This is a genomic window from Kitasatospora sp. NPDC008115 (assembly GCF_042957205.1).
Lineage (GTDB): Bacteria > Actinomycetota > Actinomycetes > Streptomycetales > Streptomycetaceae > Kitasatospora.
Genome location: NZ_JBIBHU010000018.1, coordinates 85,611 through 102,203, shown reverse-complemented (window position 1 = coordinate 102,203; position 16,593 = coordinate 85,611). Strand labels below are relative to the sequence as shown.

Below are 16,593 nucleotides of genomic sequence, written 5' to 3'. Positions count from 1 at the left end.
CGGGCCCGATCCGGGGAACCCGCCCGGCCGGACTCCGAAGGGCGACCCGGAGGAGGCGGACGGCAGGGACCCGCGGACACGCAAGGTCCGGACCACTGGCCGACGCGGGCCGGTGACACTCCTGCGGAGCTTCGGTCCTGCCCTGCGCGAGCCGATGCGGGCGGCCACCGGCGGGACCCGCGTGCCGGTTGCCGGCGGGCTGGTGCCACTCGGTCTCCTGGCCGCCGGTCCGGCCGTCCCGACGGGACCCGCCCTGCGGGTGGTGACCGCCGGACGGCTGCTGCTGCTCGGCTGCGCTGCGACGTTGCTGCGCCGTCCGGCCGATGGCGGCCGGCGACGGACCAGCCCGGGCACCGGGAGCGCGCGATGAGGCCGGCACCGGCGCCGGGCGGGCCCCTCTCCGAAGCCGTCCTCGCCCTGGTGACCACCGGCCCGCCCGGCGCCGACGGCGCGGGCCGAGAGGCCGACCGCCGTCACCCGCGCCCCGCTGCGCGCGGCGGCCGGCGCCACCACCCCGGTCCCGGTCCCGAGGTCCAGCACCCGGCCGGCCCGTCGAGGCGCTCGCGGCGCAGGCAGGAGAGGAGGAGATCGGTGTCACCCTGGGGCCGGTAGACCCCGGGTGGTCTGATCAGCGGCATGCCGAGCGGCTGCCCCACCGGGGCCGTCCCACAGCCTGGCGGTCCGGCTGGCAGGATCGGGGCATGGCTGACGATCCTCTGGTGGTGAGGGCCCAGGGCCTGTGGCGGGAACTGGCGTCGGCGCCGGTCGCGTTCGGGGCGGAGGGCGACGTGCTTGTGGTGGCCGCTCCGGCGTCGAGGCTCGGCCCGCCCGGCTGGGTGGGCGTCGTTGTCCTCGGCGGGGCCGCCGTCGTGACGGCGCCGACCGAGGAGGCCGCCGCCCGGGTCCGCGAGGCGCTGGCGGGGGTGCCCGCCGGCGGCCTTGCCGATCCCGCGGTGATCACGAGAACGCTCCCGATCGGCCGGGTACTCGGGCCCGCCGCGCTCGCCTACGTCTCCGCGTCCGCCTTCCGCCCCGCGGACCCGGGGCCCTGTCCGTCGAGCAACTTCCGGCCGGGCACCCGGAGCTGACCGCCCTCGAACGGTCCGCCGGGGCGGCCGACGCCGCCGAGGCGGGCCTCGACGAGATCACCTCGCCCGCCTTCGCCGTCCGCCTGGACGGCCGGGTCGCCGCCGCGGCCGGCTACCGCCACTGGCCGGCCCGCACGGCCCATCTGGCGGTGCTGACCGGGCCCGGCCAACGGGGCCGGGGCCTCGCCCGGGTGGCCGGGTCGGCGGCGGTGCGGCACGCGCTGGCGCAGGACCTGCTGCCGCAGTGGCGGGCCCGGGTCCCGGCATCGAGGAGGGTGGCGAACGCGCTCGGGTTCACCGACCTCGGCGTCCAGCTCAGCGCCGAGCCGGCCTGACCGGTCGGCACGGCGGGCCCGGCCGTGCTGTCCTCAGCGCACCATGCACCGGTCCGGCTCCCGGACCTTCCCGCGAAGCTCCTCCCAGCCCAGTCGGTCCTCGCCGGCGGGTGGACATGTGTCCGCCGGATCTGCACGTCGCGAAGGGCGGCCGGATGGAACCGGGCGATTCCCGGAGCGCCTCGACGCCCGCCCGCCGAGTTCCTCCTCGAAGATCTCCACCTGGCGCAGGAACAACGGGGATGCCCCGTTGGACGGATTCCAGAGGGTCTCGTCACCCACTCGTCGTACGGGCCCAGCGCCTCCCGGCTCGTCAGACCGGTCAGCCTGGTCAGTGATCCTCCCGGGGCATGGCGGCCCCGCGCTCACCCCGCGTCCGGCAGGCGGATCTCCAGGTGTCCGGAGAGGGCCCGGGCCTGGAGGACGGGCTGGGGTGCGGTGGCCGGGCCGCGGACGACCTCGCCGTCGCGCAGGCGGAACTCGCTTCCGTGCCAGGGGCAGCGCAGGCAGCCGTCGACCAGGGTGCCCTCGGCCAGGGGACCGGACAGGTGGGCGCAGCGTTCGGCGAGGACGTGCCACTGGTCCTCCTCGTCGTGGACCACGACCACCGCCAGGCCGTCGACCGTGCGCCGGACCGGTTCGCCCGGCGGGAAGTCCTCGACCGGCCCCACCCCGATCCACTCCGCGGGTGCCAGCCGGTGCACGGCGGCGGCCCGGTTGGGGCCTGCGGCCTGCCGGTAGGACAGCTGGCCGCCGAGTACGCCGCCGAGCGAGATGGCGGTCAGCCCGGCCAGGCCGAGCAGCCGGCCCCGCAGCGGCCGGTGGCGGCAGCGGGCCAGCAGCGAGCCGGCGAACAGCAGCACGCCTGTGGTGTTGGCGGCGGCGTGCACCAGGCCGGTGCGCCGCCGGGGCGGGTCCAGGCAGGCCCAGTCCGCCCAGCCCGCCACGGCGGCGGGCCCGGCCGTCGCCAGCCCGGCGGCGATCAGGACGCCCGCCGCCCGGCGGTTGCCCGGCAGGCTGTCCAGCAGCTCCGCCGAGACCCAGCAGCCGATCGGCAGCTGGACCAGCGCGGGGTGCAGTGGGTGGCCGAGCCAGACGCCGTGCAGCAGATCGCGGGAGCGGCCGAGCGGCAGGCCGTTCAGCGCGTCGGCGAGCGGTGCGGCCGCCCGGTCGAGGAATCGCCACTCGGCCGGCGCGTCCAAGGCGGCGCGCAACCGCCGCGACCACGGCCGGCTCTGCGGGAGGTCATGGGTGGAAGTGTCCATACCGGGCGGCTAGCCGATGGCGGCACGGCCAAACCCGTGATCCGCCGCCCGCCCCGGCGGGGTGTGCCCCGGCCGGTCCGGGGTAGGCGCTGCTGCGGCCCGGAGGAGCGGCCGCCCGGGGCGTCCGTCCTGCACGGCGGGGATCGCGGTGCCTCCGTGATCACCGGACGCGGTCGGCCGCCGCGCCCCGCCGGGTCCGGCGGCGGAGGTCCGCGCCGGTGCGAGACGACGGAGAACGAGGCAGGAGATGGCCGATCTGACGCGCATCGCCCAGATCATGGCCGAGGCCGTCAACGGTCCGGGCCGGCCGGCGCTGCCCGAACGGCTCTGCGGCGCCTGCGTCGAGGCGCTGGAGATGGACGCCGCCGCGATCACCCTGATGGCCGACACCGGCCACCGTGCCGGGGTCTGGGCGAGCGACGAGCACGCCCGGCGGCTGGAGGAGCGCCAGTTCGCGCTCGGCGAGGGACCGGGCGTGGACGCCTTCCGGCTGCGCCGCCCGGTCCTCGTCCCTGACCTGTTCGCCCCCGAGGAGGACCGGTGGCCGGTGCTGGCCGCGACCCTCGGCGCCCAGGGCGCCGAGGCCCGCGGGCTGCGCCGGGTGCACGCCTTCCCGCTGCACCTGGGTGCCTCCTGCATCGGCGTGCTGAGCCTCCACCGGGCCGCGCCCGGGATGCCGGGGCTGTCGGAGATCGCCGACATCCAGGTCGCCGCGACCACCGTCACCCTCGCCCTGGTCGGCTCCTTCGTCGCGGCGCCGGACGACGTGACGGCCCGGCCCTGGCTGGACGGCACCCCGCTCAACGGCGTCGAGGTGGACCAGGCGGTCGGCATGATCATGGTGCAGCTGGGCGTCCGGGCCGGCGAGGCCCTCGACCGGCTGCGTGCCTACGCCTTCGCGCACGATGAGGAGATCGACGAGATCGCGCGCCGGGTGGGGCGGCGCAAGCTGCGCTTCACGGAGGAGGACCGATGACGGACGACCTCGGGCACCCTGCGGGCGTAGCCTGGCCGGTGGGGGAAGGGAAGGCGGTCATGACGCGCGAGGCCCAGGCGGCCGAGGCGTTCGCGGGCCTCACCGGCACGCTGGTCGGGCCCGACTACGACACGGTCGAGTTCCTGCACCGGCTCACCGAGGTGTGCATGACCCTCAGCGGGGTGGCGGGCGCCGGACTGGTGGTCGCCGACCGCTTCGGCGAGTTGCGCGACATCGCCTACTCCAGCGAGCGGGTCCGCCGGCTGGAGGCCCTGCAGATCGCCGTCGGCGAGGGCCCCTGCCTGGACTGCCACCGCACCGGCGCGGAGATCCTCGTCCCGGACCTGCGCGAGGCCCGGGGGCGCTGGCCGCGGTTCGCCCCGGCGGCGGTCGAGGTCGGCTTCCGCTCGGTGCGGGCGGTGCCGCTGCGCCTGGACGGGCGGACCGTCGGCGCGCTCAACCTCTTCGATGGCCGGACGGCCGCCGGCCCGGGCGGGGACGTCCCGGAACTCGTGCAGGCGCTCGCCGACCTCGCGGTGATCGCCCTGCTGCACCGCCGGCACGGCCGCCGGCTGACCGCCGCCGAGGAGATCACCGCCGCGCTGGCGGACCGGACCACGATCGAGCAGGCGAAGGGCATCCTCGCCGAGGCGGGCGGCCTCGACATGGACATCGCCTTCCAGGTGCTCCGCAGCCATGCCCGGCGCAGCGGCACGGGGGTCGCGGACGCCGCCAGGTCCCTGGTCGAGGGCAGGGTGGAGCCGGCCGTCCTGCTCGTCGGCTGACCGGGCCTCCCCGCCTGCCCGCGGCGGGGAGCACCTGGCACGACGAGGGGTCGGTGCACACCCCGGCGGCGGGATCGGCCGCAGCTCCTGGCGCTGGAACGGGCGCAGGGCGAGGCCGGGGCGGGACCGCTGTCGAGAACCCGTGCCCAGGGGGAGGGGCAGGTCGTGGTGCGGATCGAGGCGGGACGGCCGGGGGGGTCACCGGCCGCGCCCGCCGCTGCGGGGTGCGGACCGTGGTTGTCGCGCGCCTGCGGACGCACCCGCACGGCTGCACGGCCTTCAGCGCCTACCTCCTCTGCCCGGAGGAGCCCGGGGCCCGCCCCTGCGGCTGACCGCGGCGCTCGTGTTCCAGGCGTCGATCGCCCTGGACCGCTCCGCGCCGGCCCGGACGGCTCGGCCGACCTGGCTGGACCGGCGGCACGCCACCGGGCTGGCCGTGGGCGTGGTGATGGTGCGTTACGGGGTGGCCCCGCACACCGCCCTCATGCTGCTCGCCCAGGTGGCCCAGCGGCTGGAAACCGACCTCGGCACGGTGGCCCGCCGCCTGACCGCCCGCGACCGGCCCGCCGCCCGCACCACCGCCGCGGAGCCGGGCCGACCCGCGGCGGGCGTTTACCGTCCCCGCCTCGGGGAACCCGCCGGGTTTTCGCAGGAAGCCACGACCCGGGACGACATCATGGCCACACCCGACCCAGACCCCGACCGTACGCCCGGCCTCGACCGGCGCGGCACGCTGCCGGCCGGCGGTGACACCCCGCCGGCCGAAGGGGGCATCTCAGGAATCTCCCACCCGGAACCCGACGAGGTCCGCAGGGCCTGGGGCCGCTGGCCCGCCGTCGTGATCGTGCTCGCGGCGGTGGCCGTGTATCGGTGATGCTCATCGGGATGATCGTCGCGCTGAGCGCCTGACCGCCACGGACCTCAAGGGCGTGCGCCGATCGGCGCACGCCCTCGTCGTGTGTGTCAGCGGGCGGCGGCCGCCATGGACTCACGCACCGTGACCAGGCACGGATCGCAGTAGCGGTCCGGCACCCCGGCGGGCCCGTCCAGGCCGTTGGGGACCACGCGTCGGGACAGCTCCAGCAGCTGCCCGCAGAGCGCCGTCGACGCGTCGTCCTTCGACACCACGTGCCACACCAGACCCGACGGCTCCTCCGCCGGATCGGTCTCGGCCCACATCTCGTACACGACTGCCTCCCGGAGCAGGGGATCGGGCTTCCCATGCAATCCCGGGCGGCGCCGGTCGGCCACCGGGTGGCACCCACTGGGACGGTTCTCCGCCGACCGGGGCGGTTACCGGCGCCCAGCCCGGTCAGGCGCGCGGTCGAGGCCGGGAACGGCCCGGCCGCACGCACCACGGAGGCACCGGATGAGCGTGGTCGAGCAGTCGGTCGACGTCGACGTGCCGCTGCACGCGTACGACCAGTGGACGCTGGTCGAGGAGTTCCCGCGGTTCATGGAGGGGTCGACGCGGTGACCCAGCTGGACGACCGCCACAACCACTGGCGGACCAGCGTCGGTGGTGTCAGCCGCGAGTTCGACACCGAAATCGTCGACCAGCCGCCGGACGGGCGGATCGTCTGGCGCACCGTCGACGGCGGGGTGGACCAGAAGGGCGTCGTCAGTTTCCAGCGCCTCGACGACGCGCACACCCGGGTCAGCCTGGCCATCGACTTCCGGCCCGAGGGGATGGCCGAGAAGGCCGGTGACGCCGCCCTGGGCATGGTCGACCGGCGGGTCAAGGGCGACCTGCGGTGGTTCAAGGACTTCATCGAGGAACGGGGCAGGGCGGAAGGAGGCTGGCGCGGCCGCATCACCCCGACCTGAACCCGGCGCGGCCGGCACGGCGACGGCCCCGGACCCCTGAACGGGGCCGGGGCCGTCAGCACGGCGGCGGGCGGCCGCTCAGCCGGTGCCGGGGACGTCGCCCTCGGCGTCCTGCGGGCCCGTGGTGCCCTCGACCTCCTCCGGGGTCTCGACGCCGGGCCGCTCGGTGCGGTCCTCGAAGCCGCCGCCCCGTTCGCCGTCGTCCTCCGTGTCGTCCCGCCTGATCCGCACCGACTCCTCCTCGGCCGACAGCCCGGAGGTGTCGTCCGGCGCGGCGGCGCGCAGATCGCTGTGCGGGTCGGTCAGGTCGAGTCGCCCGGCGGCGGGTTCCGGGGGACCGGCGGCCTCGTCCGCCTCCGGCTCCTCCTGTGCCAGCCGCGCGTCCAGCGACTCGCCGGCCGCCTGCTCGGCCGCCGTGGTGCCGAACGACTCGGCGGCCACCGGCGCGTCCACCGGGACGGCCTCGACCTGGGGGTCTTCCGACCACCGCTGGGACGGCGAGCCGTCCTGGAGGTCGGGGACGCCCTCGTCCTCGGGCGCTGCGCCGGGATCGTGGCTGCGCGGCCCGGTCTCCGCCTCCCACACCGGAGGTGCGCCGCCCGTGTCGTGCAGCGGCCGTTCCCGTGGTGACTCGGTCATGGTGTCCTCCCGGTCCTCGCACTCCGGCGGTCGCGGGCCGGCGCCGGCGCCGACGCCGGCCCACCGCGCGCCTACCCGGCCCCGCCCGTCCCTACCGGGCGGAATGCCGACGTGCCCGCCGGGTAGGCGCCGGACGTGGAGCACTACGAACCCCCGGCGGACGGCGGACCCGGCGCGCACGACGCGGCGGAGTACGACCTGTGCGACCACTGCGGCCAGGTGGTCCTCGACGTGGAACTGCTCGGCGCGCTCGTCCCCGACTCCTCCGCCGTCCACGCCTTCGACCCCGGACTCGACGGCAGGCGGGTCGTCACCGCCTGCTCGCCCGAGCACCTCGCCGTGCTGATCGACCTCTACCGCAACCGCCCGTTCGTCCACGAGGAGCAGTGGGCGGCCAAGGTCTGCCGCACCCTCGCCGAGTACGACGAGCCGGTGCCGCTCGCCCTGGTCGCCGCGCTCAGCGGCCTCTCCGAGCACCAGGCGCAGTGCGGGGTCGACTGGCACAACGCCCGCGCCCGCGAGTGGCGCGCCCGCTACGGAGACCTCGGCGGCGATGCGCGGGAGTGACCGCGCAGAGCACCGTCAGGCCGTCACGGTGCCGTGCGGTCGGCGGCGGGCGGCTCGGGGCCCTCGCCCTCCTCGTCCTCCGCCGGGGCGCCGGACACCGCCGGGCCCTCCCCCGGTCCCTCGCCCTCGGACGGCTGCCCGGCATCCGCCTCCGCCCACCCGGCCGCCTGGTTCACGCTGGCGGCCCAGGAGCGTCGTCTGGCACTCACCACTGTCTCCCTCGACTTCGGGACGGGCCTCATGCCCGCCGGTGGCCTGCGGCTACCCGTCGCCGATGCCGCGCACACCCGAGCCCCGCTGCGATCCGCCGTCCGGCGCCATCCGCGCATACCGGCGGCCCCTCCGGGTACCCGCACGCGTTCAGGAGCCCGCCGATCAGGAGGAGAACCATGACCCGCGACAGCAAAGCCCTGGCCATCGTCACCAACTACGGCGTGGAACAGGACGAACTCCTCGTCCCGCTGCGCCACCTGCGCGACGACGGCGTCCAGGTCGACATCGCCGCCGTCGACGAGGACGACATCCGCACCCTCGTCCGGGACAAGGAGCCCGGTGAGACGGTCAGTCCCACCCACACCCTCGGGCAGGTCGACGCCGCCGACTACGACCTCCTGCTGATCCCCGGCGGCACCGTCAATGCCGACACCCTCCGCCTCCACGACGAGGCCGTCGACCTGGTGCGCGCCTTCAGCGCCACCGGCCGGGCCGTCGCCGCGATCTGCCACGGTCCCTGGCTGCTCGCCGAGGCCGGCGTCGCCACCGGCAAGCGGATGACCTCCTTCCCCTCCCTGCGCACCGACCTCACCAACGCGGGCGCCGAGTGGACGGACGAGCCCGTCGTCGAGGACACCACCGGCGGCTGGCACCTGGTCACCTCCCGCAACCCGGACGATCTCGCCCCGTTCACCCAGGCCATCGACGCCGCGCTGCGCCGCCCCGCACCAGCGGCCGGCGGGCGCGGGTAGCGGTGGCACAGGGCCTCCCCGGCCAGGAGCCGGGGAGGCCCTCGTCGAGGGGCGGGTCAGCCGCGCACGCGCAGAAGGAGGCCGGTGGCCTGCTCGGGGCTGTCGGCGGTGCGGCAGACCACGGGGACGCACGGGGGACACGGGGCGGCCGGTGGCGGGGCGGCGCCGTCGGGGATGCGGACGGCGTGGGCGCCCGCGGTGAGGGCGGCCTCGATCAGCGGGTCGCCGTGGGCCACCACGGTGACGAGTGCCGGGGGCAGGCCCAGGGCGTGGCAGGCGGCGGTCACCAGGCCGGGCGCGGGCGGGCGGCAGTCGCAGGCGTCGTGCGGGCCGTGCGGGCAGACCGCCCACACGTCGATCGGTCCGAGCAGCATCTCGGTGCGGGCCTGCACCGACTCGACCTGTTCCCGCCGCAGCACGCAGCGGGCGACGCCGGGCTGGGCGCTCAGCACGCCGAGCGCGAAGCCGGCTGCCCGCAGCGCGGCGAGCGAGGCCCGCGCGCCCGCCAGCGGGTGGACCGTGCCGGGGTCGCCGTTGCAGGAGACGTCCTGGATCAGGGTGCCGTCCCGGCCGAACAGGACGGCGCCGGGCGGCGCGTCCACTGCCGCGCGGTGCGGCCCGCGGAGGAACAGCCAGGCACCGGGGTGCGTCGCGGAGGCGCCCGCCGGGCGGGGTCGCGGGAGGGTGCTCACGGTGCTTTCGAGGTACGCCATACTCCTGCGGGTTGCCGTCAGGGGACGGCCGAAACGGCTCCGGGCCGGGGGCTCACGGACTCTGACGCACCGTCCACCGGGGGTCGCCGCCGGTCACGGCGAATGCGGCCGGTTCGCGCTGCCGTGCCCGGTGATGCGGTCGCGCACGGAGGCGATCGCCCCGGTGCCGGGCGGCAGCCCCCCGACGGGGGAGCCGGGCCGTTCGCGCCGGGCCTCGGCGAGCCGGTCGGCGCAGCGCCGCAGCTCGGCCGCCGGGACGGCGGCGCGGATCAGCGGGAGCAGGCGCCGGCTCTCGCCGTCCGGGGTGGGCGCGCAGGAGGACCAGCAGGGCGCCGGTGCAGCGGGTTCGGTCGGCGGCCGGCAGCCGTTCGTCCGTCGCCCGCGCCAGCAGCCGCCGCACCGTCGTGTGGGTGTGGGCGGTGGCGCCCGCGAGCGCCCGCCCGGCGGGAAGGTACCGGCGGACGAGGGGGTGGAAGTGCGCCTCCTCGACGGTCAGGTGCTCGTCGAGGACGCGGTCCGGTTCGGCGAGCAGCCGGCGGCCGTCCGCCACGGCGTGCTCGCCCCGGGCGTGGACGGCGTCGAGTCGTCGCAGCAAGGCCTCGACCGCGCGGTGGGCGGAGGACAGTTCACACAGGAGGCCTTCCGGGCCGTTCATGGTGCCTCCGCGCGGGCGCTGCGGGATGTCGGGTGACCTCGGCGTCTGCCCGACGCGAGCGTTCCCAGCCGTCGGCCCGGGCGTCCCCGGCGCTCAGTCGGCGGAGTCGCGGCCGCGCGCGAACCGCTCCCGGTACCGTTCGGAGGCCTGGGCGAGCAGCTTCGGGCCCAGCCAGGCGAGCGGCAGCGGTTCCGCGATCAGCGGCTCGTGGTCGGGGCCGGTGCCGGCCACCCGGCCCGTGAGGATCCAGGGCCGCCGGTCGGAGCGCTTCTCCGCGAGGTGGGCGTAGCTGAACACCCGGCGGGCCACCCAGTCGGCCGCCGGGCGCGGCCACCAGGGCTCCGGGCGCAGGGGTGTGACGGACAGGCCCGGCAGGGGCACGTCCGCCTCGTGGTCCAGGCTGCCCGCCGCGTCCGCCTCGGGGCCGCGCGAGTAGCGCAGGTAGACGTCGAGGTCGCCGGTGGCGACGTCGGTCAGCAACTCCAGGTCGTCAATCAGCTCCATGAGGTCCCCGCAGGCGCTCCCCCCGGTCGGCCGCCGTCCCGGCCGTCCCTCCCGGAACCGGGACGCACCGGGCGCCTGCCCTCCGAGCCCCGCCCCAATCGCCCCGGCGGGGACCGCGGGGCGCGGGCCCTTCGCTGGCCGGTGACGCGTGCCGCCGGTCCGCCCGGGTAGCCGTCTGTGCGGGCCGCCGGAGCGGCCGGCCGGGCCCGCCGTGGAAGGAGGCCGTCATGCGCCGTGACGCAGACCTGCTGGAGGAGCTCACCGCCGACCACCGGGCGATGCTCACCCATTTCAGCGAGATGAAGGGCATGCCGCTCGGGGACCCGGCCCGTGGGGAGCTGGCGGCCGTGGTCATCGACCAGCTGGTGCGGCACGCCGTCGCCGAGGAGCGGCACCTCTACCCGCTGGCCCGTGAGCGGCTGTCCGACGGCCCCGCCGTGGTGGAGCGCGAACTCGCCGACCACCACGGGGTGGAGGCACTGCTGGAGGAGCTGCGGCTGACCGGCGCGGGCTCCAACCGCTTCGACCGGCTGCTGGCCCGGGTGATCGAGGAGGTGACCCGGCACGCGGGTGACGAGGAGGCCCGGCTGTTCCCCGCCCTGCGCGCCGTCACCACCCCGGAGGAGCTGCGCGCGCTCGGCGACCGCGCCCGCGAGACCAAGGAGCGTTCCGACGGGCGTCCCCGGCATCAGCCCCCGACCGCCCGCCCGGCCGACCATCTGCCCCCGCCCGAACGTTCCCTCACCGAACGCGTCCGCGCCTTCCTCACCCCGGGCGCGTCGTAGGCGGCCCGGTCACAGCTGGGCGGCGAGGGCCAGGACCAGGGCCGCCGGCCCGAAGGTCAGCCAGGCCACGTAGTCGCCCAGCAGGCCGGAGTGCAGGCGACGCAGCGGCAGGACGGCGGCGCGGTGGTGGCGGACGGCGGCGGCGAGCAAGGCCGACAGCAGGCCGAGGAGGACGCCGGGCGCTGTCCAGGACGCCTCGGGCACGGGCCCGGCGGCGGGCGCCGTGCCCGTCAGCAGGGCGTCGGCGAGGTAGCCGGGCCGGTCGGTGAAGGCGGCGGCGGCCTGCGCCGGCGCCCGGGCCACGCCCGGGACGGCGCCCCCGCCAGGCAGCCGAGCAGCAGCAGCGCGGGGACGGCGATCATCGGGGCGGGCAGCCGCCGGCCGGGCCCGCCGGTCCCGGGCTCCTCGCCCTCGCCGCGGGTGGCGGCCTCCTCGGGGTGCTCCGAGGGCCGCGCGCCGACCCCGCCGAACACCCGCAGCGCGGCCCGTAGCACCGCGCCGCCGGTGACCGCCGACATCAGGACGAACACCACCGGCAGCCGGCCCGCCCGCTCCCTGGCCGTTTCCTCGGCGACGGCCTTGCCGAGCCCGGTGCCGAACGGCGGCAGGCCCGCCAGGGCGAGCGCGCCGGCGCGGGCCTCGACGACATGCCGCCCGGGGTGGCGGAGAGCAGCGCGCCGGCCCAGGCGGGGCCGGTGCCGGGGGAGAGGCGGACGGTGTGGAAGCCGCCGTCCGTCGGGGGCCGGCCCGGGTGGAGCACGGTGTGCAGGACGAGGGCGGCCAGCCGACCGGTGTCGGAGAGCAGGGTGGTGGGCAAGGCCCACAGCGCCCGGGCCCAGCCGGCCTGCCCGCCCGTCGTGGCGCCGGAGGCCCGGCGGGCGGCGACGGTGCCGAGGGCGGCGAGGGCGGCGATGCCACCGCCGACGGCGGCCTCCAGGGCGGTCACCGAGCTGATCAGCACCACGTAGAGCAGCAGCAACAGGCCCCACCAGAGCAGGAGTTCCACGGCCGTACGCATCGGCTCACCCCCCCGGGTCGTCGGGCCGCCGCGGCGCGGCCCCAGGTCTACCGCCGTGCGGGCGGGCGCGTCCCGCGCGCAACGCCGTCGGGTGCGCGAACACCAGGACGGGATCACCCGTTCGCCGCAGGCCCGGTGGGAATCTGTGATCATCCCACCGGGCCTGCGGCGAACGGTGTGCGGGAGCGGGTCAGTCCGGCGGCTCGTACGGCTGCGGACCGCCGGCCGGCCGGTCGGGCGGGGGCTCGCGCTCCGGCGCCCCCGTCCCCGGGCGGGTCACCGCGTACTCGGGGCCGTCCGCCGGGCCCTTGTCCTCCTCGTGCTCCGGCGGGGGCGAGCCCTCGCCGGTCATCCGGGACTCGGGGCTCTCGCTCCGCACGGGCGGATCCCGGGGCTCACGGGTACGGTCGTTTGGGTCGGTCATGCTCACCACCCACTTCCGGTGCGTTGCCACGGCCGTGAGGGCGGCGTCAGTCCTTGCCCGCGTCCTTGAGCTTCTCCGCGGCCTGCTTGAGGTCGCTCTTCATCTGGGTGCCGCGCCCCTTGGCCTCCATCGTCCGGTCACCGGTGGCCCGGCCGGCGGCCTCCTTGGCCTTGCCGCGGGCCTTCTCGGCCATGTTGCGCACCTTGTCGTCGGTCGCCATGGTGTTCGCCTCCGTTCGACTGGCGGGCCGGTGCCCGCCCGTGGCGCGTCTGCCCCGGTCCGGGCGCGTCATGCCTCAGCCGGGCGGCGCGACGGCGGCGGTCAGCCGGGCCAGCCCGTCGATCACGTCCTGCGGGCACTCGCGCACCCGGAAGTCCCGGCGCTGGCGCTCGGCGCCGCTGCCCAGCCGGCGCAGGCGGTCCAGCCCGGCCTCGACGGCCGCCAGGTCGCCGGCGGCCGACAGGCCCGGCGCGGCCCGCTCCAGCAGCCGGTCCACCAGGGCGGGCATCGGCACCGGCCACCCGGTGAACGGGTCGATCCCCTCGCCCACCGGGCCGGTCTGCGCGGCCCGCCGGTGGGCGGCCGCCAGCCGGCCGTGCGGCACGGCGGGCGGGGGCAGTCCGGCCCTCGCCTCGTCGAGCAGTACGGCGCCCAGGCCGCGCAGCAGCCCGGCCAGCAGCAGGACGTTCCCCAGGTCGGCGCTGACGTCGGCGACCCGCACCTCCAGCGTCGGCACGTGCTCGGACGGCCGGGTGTACCAGTAGATCATCCGGCGGTCGAGCAGCGTCCCGCGCGCCACCAGGGCGTCCGCGCGCCGCTCGTAGCCGCGCTCGTCCACCAGCGGCGCCGCGCCGACGGTGGGCCAGCGCGACCAGCGCACATCGCGCCAGCTGGCGAACCCGCTGTCGCGGCCCGCGTCGAACGGGGAGTTGACGGTCAGCGCCTGGAGCACCGGCAGCCAGGGCCGCAGCCGGTTGCCGAGGGCCAGCGCCAGCCCGCGCTCCAGCGTCCCCAGGTGCACGTGGCAGCCGCACAGCGCCCCGCTGTTGCTGTCCGCGGCGGCCGGGTAGCGGGCCGCCATCAGCCGGTAGCGCGGGTTGTCGGTGAGCACGGCCGGGTCCGGTCCGGGCAGCACCGGCGTTCCGCTGGCGACCAGCAGGCAGTCCGCGTCGGCGGCCGCGGCCACCAGGACGGCGCGCATCCGGGCGAGGTCGTCGGCCAGTTCCTTGAGCCGCAGCGCGGGGAGGCTGGTGGTCTCCACCTGCACCTGGAGGAACTCCGGCTGCACCCGCTCGTCGAGCACCGCGCCGGCGGCCGCCAGCACCTGCGAGGCGCGGGCGACGGGCAGCCGGGTACGGCGGTCGACCAGCAGGAACTCCTCCTCCACCCCGACGGTCGGCACCGTCCTGGGGGTCGGGTGCGCGTTCACGGCCGGCTCCGCCCCGGACCCGGGGCAGGCGCCGCATCGGCCGCCGCGCCCGGCAGGCCGGCCGAGACCGCCGCCGGAAGGCCGTGGCGCTGGGAGGCCCACAGCCGGGGGCTGCGCCCGGGGGCCTCGCCGTCGAAGCGGCCGCGCGCGCCGTGGTCGGCGACGTCGTCGACCGGCGTCCACAGGTCGGCGGGGGCGACCGCGTCGGCCGGCAGGGTGGCCACCGTGCTCGCGCCGACCCGGTCCTCGCGCCGGGCCGGGTGGTCGGCGGCGTACCGCACGGCGCGGGCGGTGAGTTCCGGCCGGTACGCCGGTGCCAGCGGCCGGGCGCGTCCGGGCAGCCGGCTGAGCACCCGGTCGAACCGCGGGCCGGCGAGGGCCGGCAACTGGACCATGGTGGCCCGCACGCCCGATCGGGCGGCGAGCAGTTCGCAGCGCAGCGGCTCGTGCCGGCCCTGGAGGGCGTGCTTGGCGCCGCTGTACGCGCTCTGCAGCGGGGTGCCCCGGTGGGCGACGGCCGAACCGACCTGGACGACGGTGCCGCGGTCGCGGGGGAGCATCCGGTGCAGCGCAGCTCGGTTGCCGTTCACGTTCCCAAGGTAGGTGACTTCGGCGACCCGGCGAAACTCGGCGGCGGGGGTGTTCGCGAAGAGCGCGAACACCCCGGCGAAGGCATCGTTCACCCGGGCGTCGATCGGCCCGAACCCCTCCTCGGCGCGGGTCACCCCGGCCCCGGCCCCGGTCACGACGGCGGTGCGTGGCGGCGGATGTCGGTGGGTCCTCATGGCGGGCGTGTTGCCGCCCGGGCGGGGGTGAAACGTCCCCGCGGCGGCGCCGCTCAGTCGTGCGGCGGGCGCTTTCCCCCGCCGTTGTGGCGGCGCAGGTGGAACACCGGCAGCAGCAGCCAGCAGACGGCGAAGTAGGCCATCACCGCGCCCGTGATCCAGGCGGCCACGGCGCCGTCCGCGGCCTCCCGCAGCAGCAGGAGCAGCGCCGAGCCGATGGTGAGCGCCAGCAGCACCAGACCGATCGCGACCAGCCGCCCGGCGGCCTCGACCAGCTCCGGCTTGAGCCGGCGGCCGGCGAACAGCCGGTGGTAGGAGACCGGCGCGGTGAGCGAGCCGGTGGCCAGCGCGCCCAGGACCACGGTGACGACGTACAGGTTGCGGTCGAATTGCTCCAACTGGGCGAAGCGCGGCATGAAGACGACGCTCAGCAGGAAGCCGAACAGGACCTGGGAGCCGGTCTGCGCGACCCGGACCTCCTGGAGCAGATCGCCCCAGCGCCGGTCCGCGCGCTCCTCCGGCGACTCCTGCCGCCCGGTGCGGCACGGGGCGTCGCCGTCCGGCCCGCCCGTTCCCGGTGCCATCCGGCCCGCCTCCGTCCTGTCCGTCGGCCCTCCCGCGTCCCCGTCCCGATCATCCACCGGCCGCCCCGCTTCGCGTGTAGCCGGGCCGGGGGCGGGCAAACGCCGGCCGTGGACGAGAGCACCCGGACGCTGCCGGCGCCCGCCGTTCGCGCGGCCCGCGCCGGCGCGCGGCATCATGGTCTGGACGGCACACGGCCGTTGCGACCGGACCGGGAGCCAGCGATGCATCTGTCCGCCGGGGGCGCCGGGGGTGCCGGGGAGGCGGGGGACGGGGCCCCGGAGGCCTACCGGCCAGGGGAGCTGCGTGTCGCGGTGCGGCGCGTCGGACCGGTGCGGATCGTCGCCGTCGGGGGAGAGCTCGACCACGACTCGGCGGACGGGCTGCGCACCGCGCTGGCCGGGCCGACCGAGGAGGGCCTCACCCGGATCCTGGTCGACCTCGCCGAGTTGCGCTTCTGCGATTCCACCGGCCTGAACATCCTGCTGCTCGCCCGGCGCGAGGCCGACGCGGCCGGTGTCCGGCTGGAGGTCGCCGGGCCGCGCCCGGCCGTCGTCCGGCTGTTCGCCGTCACCGGGGCGGACACCGTGCTGCGGATCCACCCCAGCGTCGCCGTCGCCCTCGCGCCCGACGCGGGTGCGTGAGGGGCCGTGATGACCATCCCGGACCCCGCCGCGGCGGCGAACCCCGACCGGGACGAGACCCGGCGGCTGACGCTGGGCGGCGCCGAGGGTGCGGTACAGCGCTCGCGGGACTTCAGCCACCGGGCCCTGGTCGACTGGCACTGGCTGGCGGCGAACGGCGGGCAGTGGCCGGACGACGAGCAGGTGGCCGTCTTCGAGGACGTCCTGCTGATGGTCTCCGAACTCGTCACCAACGCCTGCCTGCACGCGCCCGGCGGCCCGAGCGAGCTGCGGCTGCGCTGGGACACCCTGCGGCTGCGGGTCGAGGTCGTCGACGCCAGCCCGCAGCCGCCGAGGCTGCGCCCGTCCGCCGACCCGGGGCAGCCGGGCGGGCACGGGCTGCGCGTGGTGGACCGGCTCGCCCGCGCCTGGGGCTCACGGCCCGAGGGCGCGGGCAAGTCGGTCTGGCTGGAGGTGCCGTCGCCGCTGGACCACCGTGGTGCGCCGGACCACCGTGGTGGCTAGAGCGGCCGGGGCCCGGTCGGCGGGCCCGGGTCGGGGTCCGGCGGCGGGAACGGCGGCACCGGGGGCGGCGCCGGATCCGGATCCGGGTGGGGCGCCGGGTTGG

Annotated in this window: 25 protein-coding genes and 1 pseudogene; 11 read left to right on the top strand and 15 right to left on the bottom strand. The window is 77.2% G+C overall.

Annotated features, from left to right (window positions below; genetic code table 11):
- Nucleotides 1-701 precede the first annotated feature (701 nt).
- Together ACFZBX_RS22925 and ACFZBX_RS22920 are read left to right on the top strand one after the other, a co-directional pair.
- Nucleotides 702-1,088, top strand: coding sequence for a hypothetical protein (locus ACFZBX_RS22925; RefSeq protein WP_391535680.1), 387 nt, complete (start codon nt 702-704; stop codon nt 1,086-1,088).
- Nucleotides 1,049-1,423 (top strand): GNAT family N-acetyltransferase, encoded by a 375-nt coding sequence (locus tag ACFZBX_RS22920; RefSeq protein WP_391535677.1) that lies wholly within the window; start codon nt 1,049-1,051, stop codon nt 1,421-1,423. The genes ACFZBX_RS22925 and ACFZBX_RS22920 overlap by 40 nt, the downstream gene beginning before the upstream one ends.
- Before the next feature lie 365 nt (nt 1,424-1,788).
- Here the strand turns inward: ACFZBX_RS22920 and ACFZBX_RS22915 are convergent, their stop codons facing one another.
- Nucleotides 1,789-2,688, bottom strand: a complete 900-nt coding sequence (locus tag ACFZBX_RS22915; protein ID WP_391535632.1) for a Rieske 2Fe-2S domain-containing protein — start codon at nt 2,686-2,688, stop codon at nt 1,789-1,791.
- Nucleotides 2,689-2,935: 247 nt separating this feature from the next.
- Between ACFZBX_RS22915 and ACFZBX_RS22910 the strand changes: the two genes are divergently transcribed.
- The 3 genes from ACFZBX_RS22910 (at nt 2,936) to ACFZBX_RS22900 (ending at nt 5,323) form a co-directional block, all read left to right on the top strand.
- The gene (locus ACFZBX_RS22910) at nt 2,936-3,664 is read left to right on the top strand and encodes a GAF and ANTAR domain-containing protein (protein ID WP_391535631.1); all 729 of its coding nucleotides are present in this window, start codon (nt 2,936-2,938) and stop codon (nt 3,662-3,664) included.
- A gap of 59 nt (nt 3,665-3,723) precedes the next feature.
- Nucleotides 3,724-4,449: a GAF and ANTAR domain-containing protein gene (locus ACFZBX_RS22905; protein ID WP_391535630.1), complete on the top strand. Its 726-nt coding sequence runs from the start codon at nt 3,724-3,726 to the stop codon at nt 4,447-4,449.
- Nucleotides 4,450-4,792: 343 nt separating this feature from the next.
- Nucleotides 4,793-5,323 (top strand): DUF6480 family protein, encoded by a 531-nt coding sequence (locus ACFZBX_RS22900; protein ID WP_391535629.1) that lies wholly within the window; start codon nt 4,793-4,795, stop codon nt 5,321-5,323.
- A gap of 89 nt (nt 5,324-5,412) precedes the next feature.
- On the opposite strand, the gene ACFZBX_RS22895 is transcribed toward ACFZBX_RS22900, so the two are convergent.
- Nucleotides 5,413-5,637 (bottom strand): hypothetical protein, encoded by a 225-nt coding sequence (locus tag ACFZBX_RS22895; RefSeq protein ID WP_391535628.1) that lies wholly within the window; start codon nt 5,635-5,637, stop codon nt 5,413-5,415.
- 181 nt (nt 5,638-5,818) lie between these two features.
- On the opposite strand from ACFZBX_RS22895, the pseudogene ACFZBX_RS22890 reads away from it, so the two are divergent.
- Nucleotides 5,819-6,276, top strand: a pseudogene (locus ACFZBX_RS22890) (SRPBCC family protein).
- Between the two features lie 78 nt (nt 6,277-6,354).
- On the opposite strand, the gene ACFZBX_RS22885 reads toward ACFZBX_RS22890, so the two are convergent.
- Entirely contained in the window at nt 6,355-6,915 is a 561-nt protein-coding gene (locus ACFZBX_RS22885; protein WP_391535627.1) for a hypothetical protein, read from the bottom strand.
- Nucleotides 6,916-7,050: 135 nt separating this feature from the next.
- Between ACFZBX_RS22885 and ACFZBX_RS22880 the strand changes: the two genes are divergently transcribed.
- Nucleotides 7,051-7,482 carry a hypothetical protein gene (locus ACFZBX_RS22880; RefSeq protein ID WP_391535626.1) on the top strand — a complete coding sequence of 144 codons (432 nt, stop codon included), beginning with the start codon at nt 7,051-7,053 and terminating at the stop codon, nt 7,480-7,482.
- 23 nt (nt 7,483-7,505) lie between these two features.
- On the opposite strand, the gene ACFZBX_RS22875 is transcribed toward ACFZBX_RS22880, so the two are convergent.
- The gene (locus tag ACFZBX_RS22875; protein WP_391535625.1) at nt 7,506-7,691 is read right to left on the bottom strand and encodes a hypothetical protein; all 186 of its coding nucleotides are present in this window, start codon (nt 7,689-7,691) and stop codon (nt 7,506-7,508) included.
- A 180-nt stretch (nt 7,692-7,871) separates the two neighbouring features.
- Between ACFZBX_RS22875 and ACFZBX_RS22870 the strand changes: the two genes are divergently transcribed.
- Nucleotides 7,872-8,447, top strand: a complete 576-nt coding sequence (locus tag ACFZBX_RS22870) for a type 1 glutamine amidotransferase domain-containing protein (RefSeq protein WP_391535624.1) — start codon at nt 7,872-7,874, stop codon at nt 8,445-8,447.
- Between the two features lie 56 nt (nt 8,448-8,503).
- On the opposite strand, the gene ACFZBX_RS22865 is transcribed toward ACFZBX_RS22870, so the two are convergent.
- The 3 genes from ACFZBX_RS22865 to ACFZBX_RS22855 all read right to left on the bottom strand — a co-directional run bounded on the left by ACFZBX_RS22865 (nt 8,504) and on the right by ACFZBX_RS22855 (nt 10,319).
- Nucleotides 8,504-9,160 (bottom strand): HAD-IIIA family hydrolase, encoded by a 657-nt coding sequence (locus tag ACFZBX_RS22865; protein ID WP_391535623.1) that lies wholly within the window; start codon nt 9,158-9,160, stop codon nt 8,504-8,506.
- Nucleotides 9,161-9,212: 52 nt separating this feature from the next.
- A complete protein-coding gene (locus ACFZBX_RS22860) occupies nt 9,213-9,815 on the bottom strand; it encodes a hemerythrin domain-containing protein (RefSeq protein ID WP_391535622.1) in 603 nt (200 codons plus the stop codon).
- A 93-nt stretch (nt 9,816-9,908) separates the two neighbouring features.
- A complete protein-coding gene (locus tag ACFZBX_RS22855) occupies nt 9,909-10,319 on the bottom strand; it encodes a DUF6098 family protein (RefSeq protein WP_391535621.1) in 411 nt (136 codons plus the stop codon).
- A 227-nt stretch (nt 10,320-10,546) separates the two neighbouring features.
- Between ACFZBX_RS22855 and ACFZBX_RS22850 the strand changes: the two genes are divergently transcribed.
- Nucleotides 10,547-11,104 carry a hemerythrin domain-containing protein gene (locus ACFZBX_RS22850; RefSeq protein ID WP_391535620.1) on the top strand — a complete coding sequence of 186 codons (558 nt, stop codon included), beginning with the start codon at nt 10,547-10,549 and terminating at the stop codon, nt 11,102-11,104.
- A 9-nt stretch (nt 11,105-11,113) separates the two neighbouring features.
- On the opposite strand, the gene ACFZBX_RS22845 is transcribed toward ACFZBX_RS22850, so the two are convergent.
- The 8 genes from ACFZBX_RS22845 to ACFZBX_RS22810 form a co-directional block, all read right to left on the bottom strand.
- Nucleotides 11,114-11,407: a hypothetical protein gene (locus tag ACFZBX_RS22845; RefSeq protein ID WP_391535619.1), complete on the bottom strand. Its 294-nt coding sequence runs from the start codon at nt 11,405-11,407 to the stop codon at nt 11,114-11,116.
- Nucleotides 11,335-11,622, bottom strand: a complete 288-nt coding sequence (locus ACFZBX_RS22840) for a hypothetical protein (RefSeq protein ID WP_391535618.1) — start codon at nt 11,620-11,622, stop codon at nt 11,335-11,337. Before ACFZBX_RS22840 ends, ACFZBX_RS22845 begins: the two co-directional genes overlap by 73 nt.
- Nucleotides 11,622-12,122: a hypothetical protein gene (locus tag ACFZBX_RS22835; protein ID WP_391535617.1), complete on the bottom strand. Its 501-nt coding sequence runs from the start codon at nt 12,120-12,122 to the stop codon at nt 11,622-11,624. Before ACFZBX_RS22835 ends, ACFZBX_RS22840 begins: the two co-directional genes overlap by 1 nt.
- Nucleotides 12,123-12,312: 190 nt before the next feature.
- On the bottom strand, nt 12,313-12,501 hold the full coding sequence (locus tag ACFZBX_RS22830) for a hypothetical protein (protein ID WP_391535616.1): 189 nt from the start codon (nt 12,499-12,501) through the stop codon (nt 12,313-12,315).
- Nucleotides 12,502-12,592: 91 nt separating this feature from the next.
- On the bottom strand, nt 12,593-12,766 hold the full coding sequence (locus ACFZBX_RS22825) for a CsbD family protein (protein WP_380296281.1): 174 nt from the start codon (nt 12,764-12,766) through the stop codon (nt 12,593-12,595).
- Nucleotides 12,767-12,841: 75 nt separating this feature from the next.
- A complete protein-coding gene (locus ACFZBX_RS22820) occupies nt 12,842-13,975 on the bottom strand; it encodes a glutamate--cysteine ligase (protein ID WP_391535615.1) in 1,134 nt (377 codons plus the stop codon).
- The gene (locus ACFZBX_RS22815; protein WP_391535614.1) at nt 13,972-14,760 is read right to left on the bottom strand and encodes an SDR family NAD(P)-dependent oxidoreductase; all 789 of its coding nucleotides are present in this window, start codon (nt 14,758-14,760) and stop codon (nt 13,972-13,974) included. Before ACFZBX_RS22815 ends, ACFZBX_RS22820 begins: the two co-directional genes overlap by 4 nt.
- Before the next feature lie 53 nt (nt 14,761-14,813).
- Entirely contained in the window at nt 14,814-15,344 is a 531-nt protein-coding gene (locus ACFZBX_RS22810; RefSeq protein WP_391535613.1) for a DUF6328 family protein, read from the bottom strand.
- 222 nt (nt 15,345-15,566) lie between these two features.
- Here ACFZBX_RS22810 and ACFZBX_RS22805 point away from each other — a divergent pair, with 222 nt between their 5' ends.
- Both ACFZBX_RS22805 and ACFZBX_RS22800 read left to right on the top strand, forming a co-directional pair.
- Nucleotides 15,567-15,986 (top strand): STAS domain-containing protein, encoded by a 420-nt coding sequence (locus ACFZBX_RS22805; protein WP_391535612.1) that lies wholly within the window; start codon nt 15,567-15,569, stop codon nt 15,984-15,986.
- A 9-nt stretch (nt 15,987-15,995) separates the two neighbouring features.
- Entirely contained in the window at nt 15,996-16,490 is a 495-nt protein-coding gene (locus tag ACFZBX_RS22800; RefSeq protein WP_391535611.1) for an ATP-binding protein, read from the top strand.
- The last annotated feature ends 103 nt before the right edge of the window (nt 16,491-16,593 follow it).

What these genes read in the sequence shown, in the direction of transcription:
- ACFZBX_RS22905 (WP_391535630.1), top strand. Translation starts at nt 3,724, where the DNA reads ATGACGCGCGAGGCCCAGGCGGCCGAGGCGTTCGCGGGCCTCACCGGC.
- ACFZBX_RS22860 (WP_391535622.1), bottom strand. Translation starts at nt 9,815, where the DNA reads ATGAACGGCCCGGAAGGCCTCCTGTGTGAACTGTCCTCCGCCCACCGC.
- ACFZBX_RS22925 (WP_391535680.1), top strand. Translation starts at nt 702, where the DNA reads ATGGCTGACGATCCTCTGGTGGTGAGGGCCCAGGGCCTGTGGCGGGAA.
- ACFZBX_RS22840 (WP_391535618.1), bottom strand. Translation starts at nt 11,622, where the DNA reads ATGTCGGCGGTCACCGGCGGCGCGGTGCTACGGGCCGCGCTGCGGGTG.
- ACFZBX_RS22810 (WP_391535613.1), bottom strand. Translation starts at nt 15,344, where the DNA reads ATGGCACCGGGAACGGGCGGGCCGGACGGCGACGCCCCGTGCCGCACC.
- ACFZBX_RS22850 (WP_391535620.1), top strand. Translation starts at nt 10,547, where the DNA reads ATGCGCCGTGACGCAGACCTGCTGGAGGAGCTCACCGCCGACCACCGG.
- ACFZBX_RS22885 (WP_391535627.1), bottom strand. Translation starts at nt 6,915, where the DNA reads ATGACCGAGTCACCACGGGAACGGCCGCTGCACGACACGGGCGGCGCA.
- ACFZBX_RS22870 (WP_391535624.1), top strand. Translation starts at nt 7,872, where the DNA reads ATGACCCGCGACAGCAAAGCCCTGGCCATCGTCACCAACTACGGCGTG.
- ACFZBX_RS22910 (WP_391535631.1), top strand. Translation starts at nt 2,936, where the DNA reads ATGGCCGATCTGACGCGCATCGCCCAGATCATGGCCGAGGCCGTCAAC.
- ACFZBX_RS22815 (WP_391535614.1), bottom strand. Translation starts at nt 14,760, where the DNA reads ATGAGGACCCACCGACATCCGCCGCCACGCACCGCCGTCGTGACCGGG.
- ACFZBX_RS22805 (WP_391535612.1), top strand. Translation starts at nt 15,567, where the DNA reads ATGCATCTGTCCGCCGGGGGCGCCGGGGGTGCCGGGGAGGCGGGGGAC.
- ACFZBX_RS22855 (WP_391535621.1), bottom strand. Translation starts at nt 10,319, where the DNA reads ATGGAGCTGATTGACGACCTGGAGTTGCTGACCGACGTCGCCACCGGC.
- ACFZBX_RS22835 (WP_391535617.1), bottom strand. Translation starts at nt 12,122, where the DNA reads ATGCGTACGGCCGTGGAACTCCTGCTCTGGTGGGGCCTGTTGCTGCTG.
- ACFZBX_RS22915 (WP_391535632.1), bottom strand. Translation starts at nt 2,688, where the DNA reads ATGGACACTTCCACCCATGACCTCCCGCAGAGCCGGCCGTGGTCGCGG.
- ACFZBX_RS22825 (WP_380296281.1), bottom strand. Translation starts at nt 12,766, where the DNA reads ATGGCGACCGACGACAAGGTGCGCAACATGGCCGAGAAGGCCCGCGGC.
- ACFZBX_RS22865 (WP_391535623.1), bottom strand. Translation starts at nt 9,160, where the DNA reads ATGGCGTACCTCGAAAGCACCGTGAGCACCCTCCCGCGACCCCGCCCG.
- ACFZBX_RS22800 (WP_391535611.1), top strand. Translation starts at nt 15,996, where the DNA reads ATGACCATCCCGGACCCCGCCGCGGCGGCGAACCCCGACCGGGACGAG.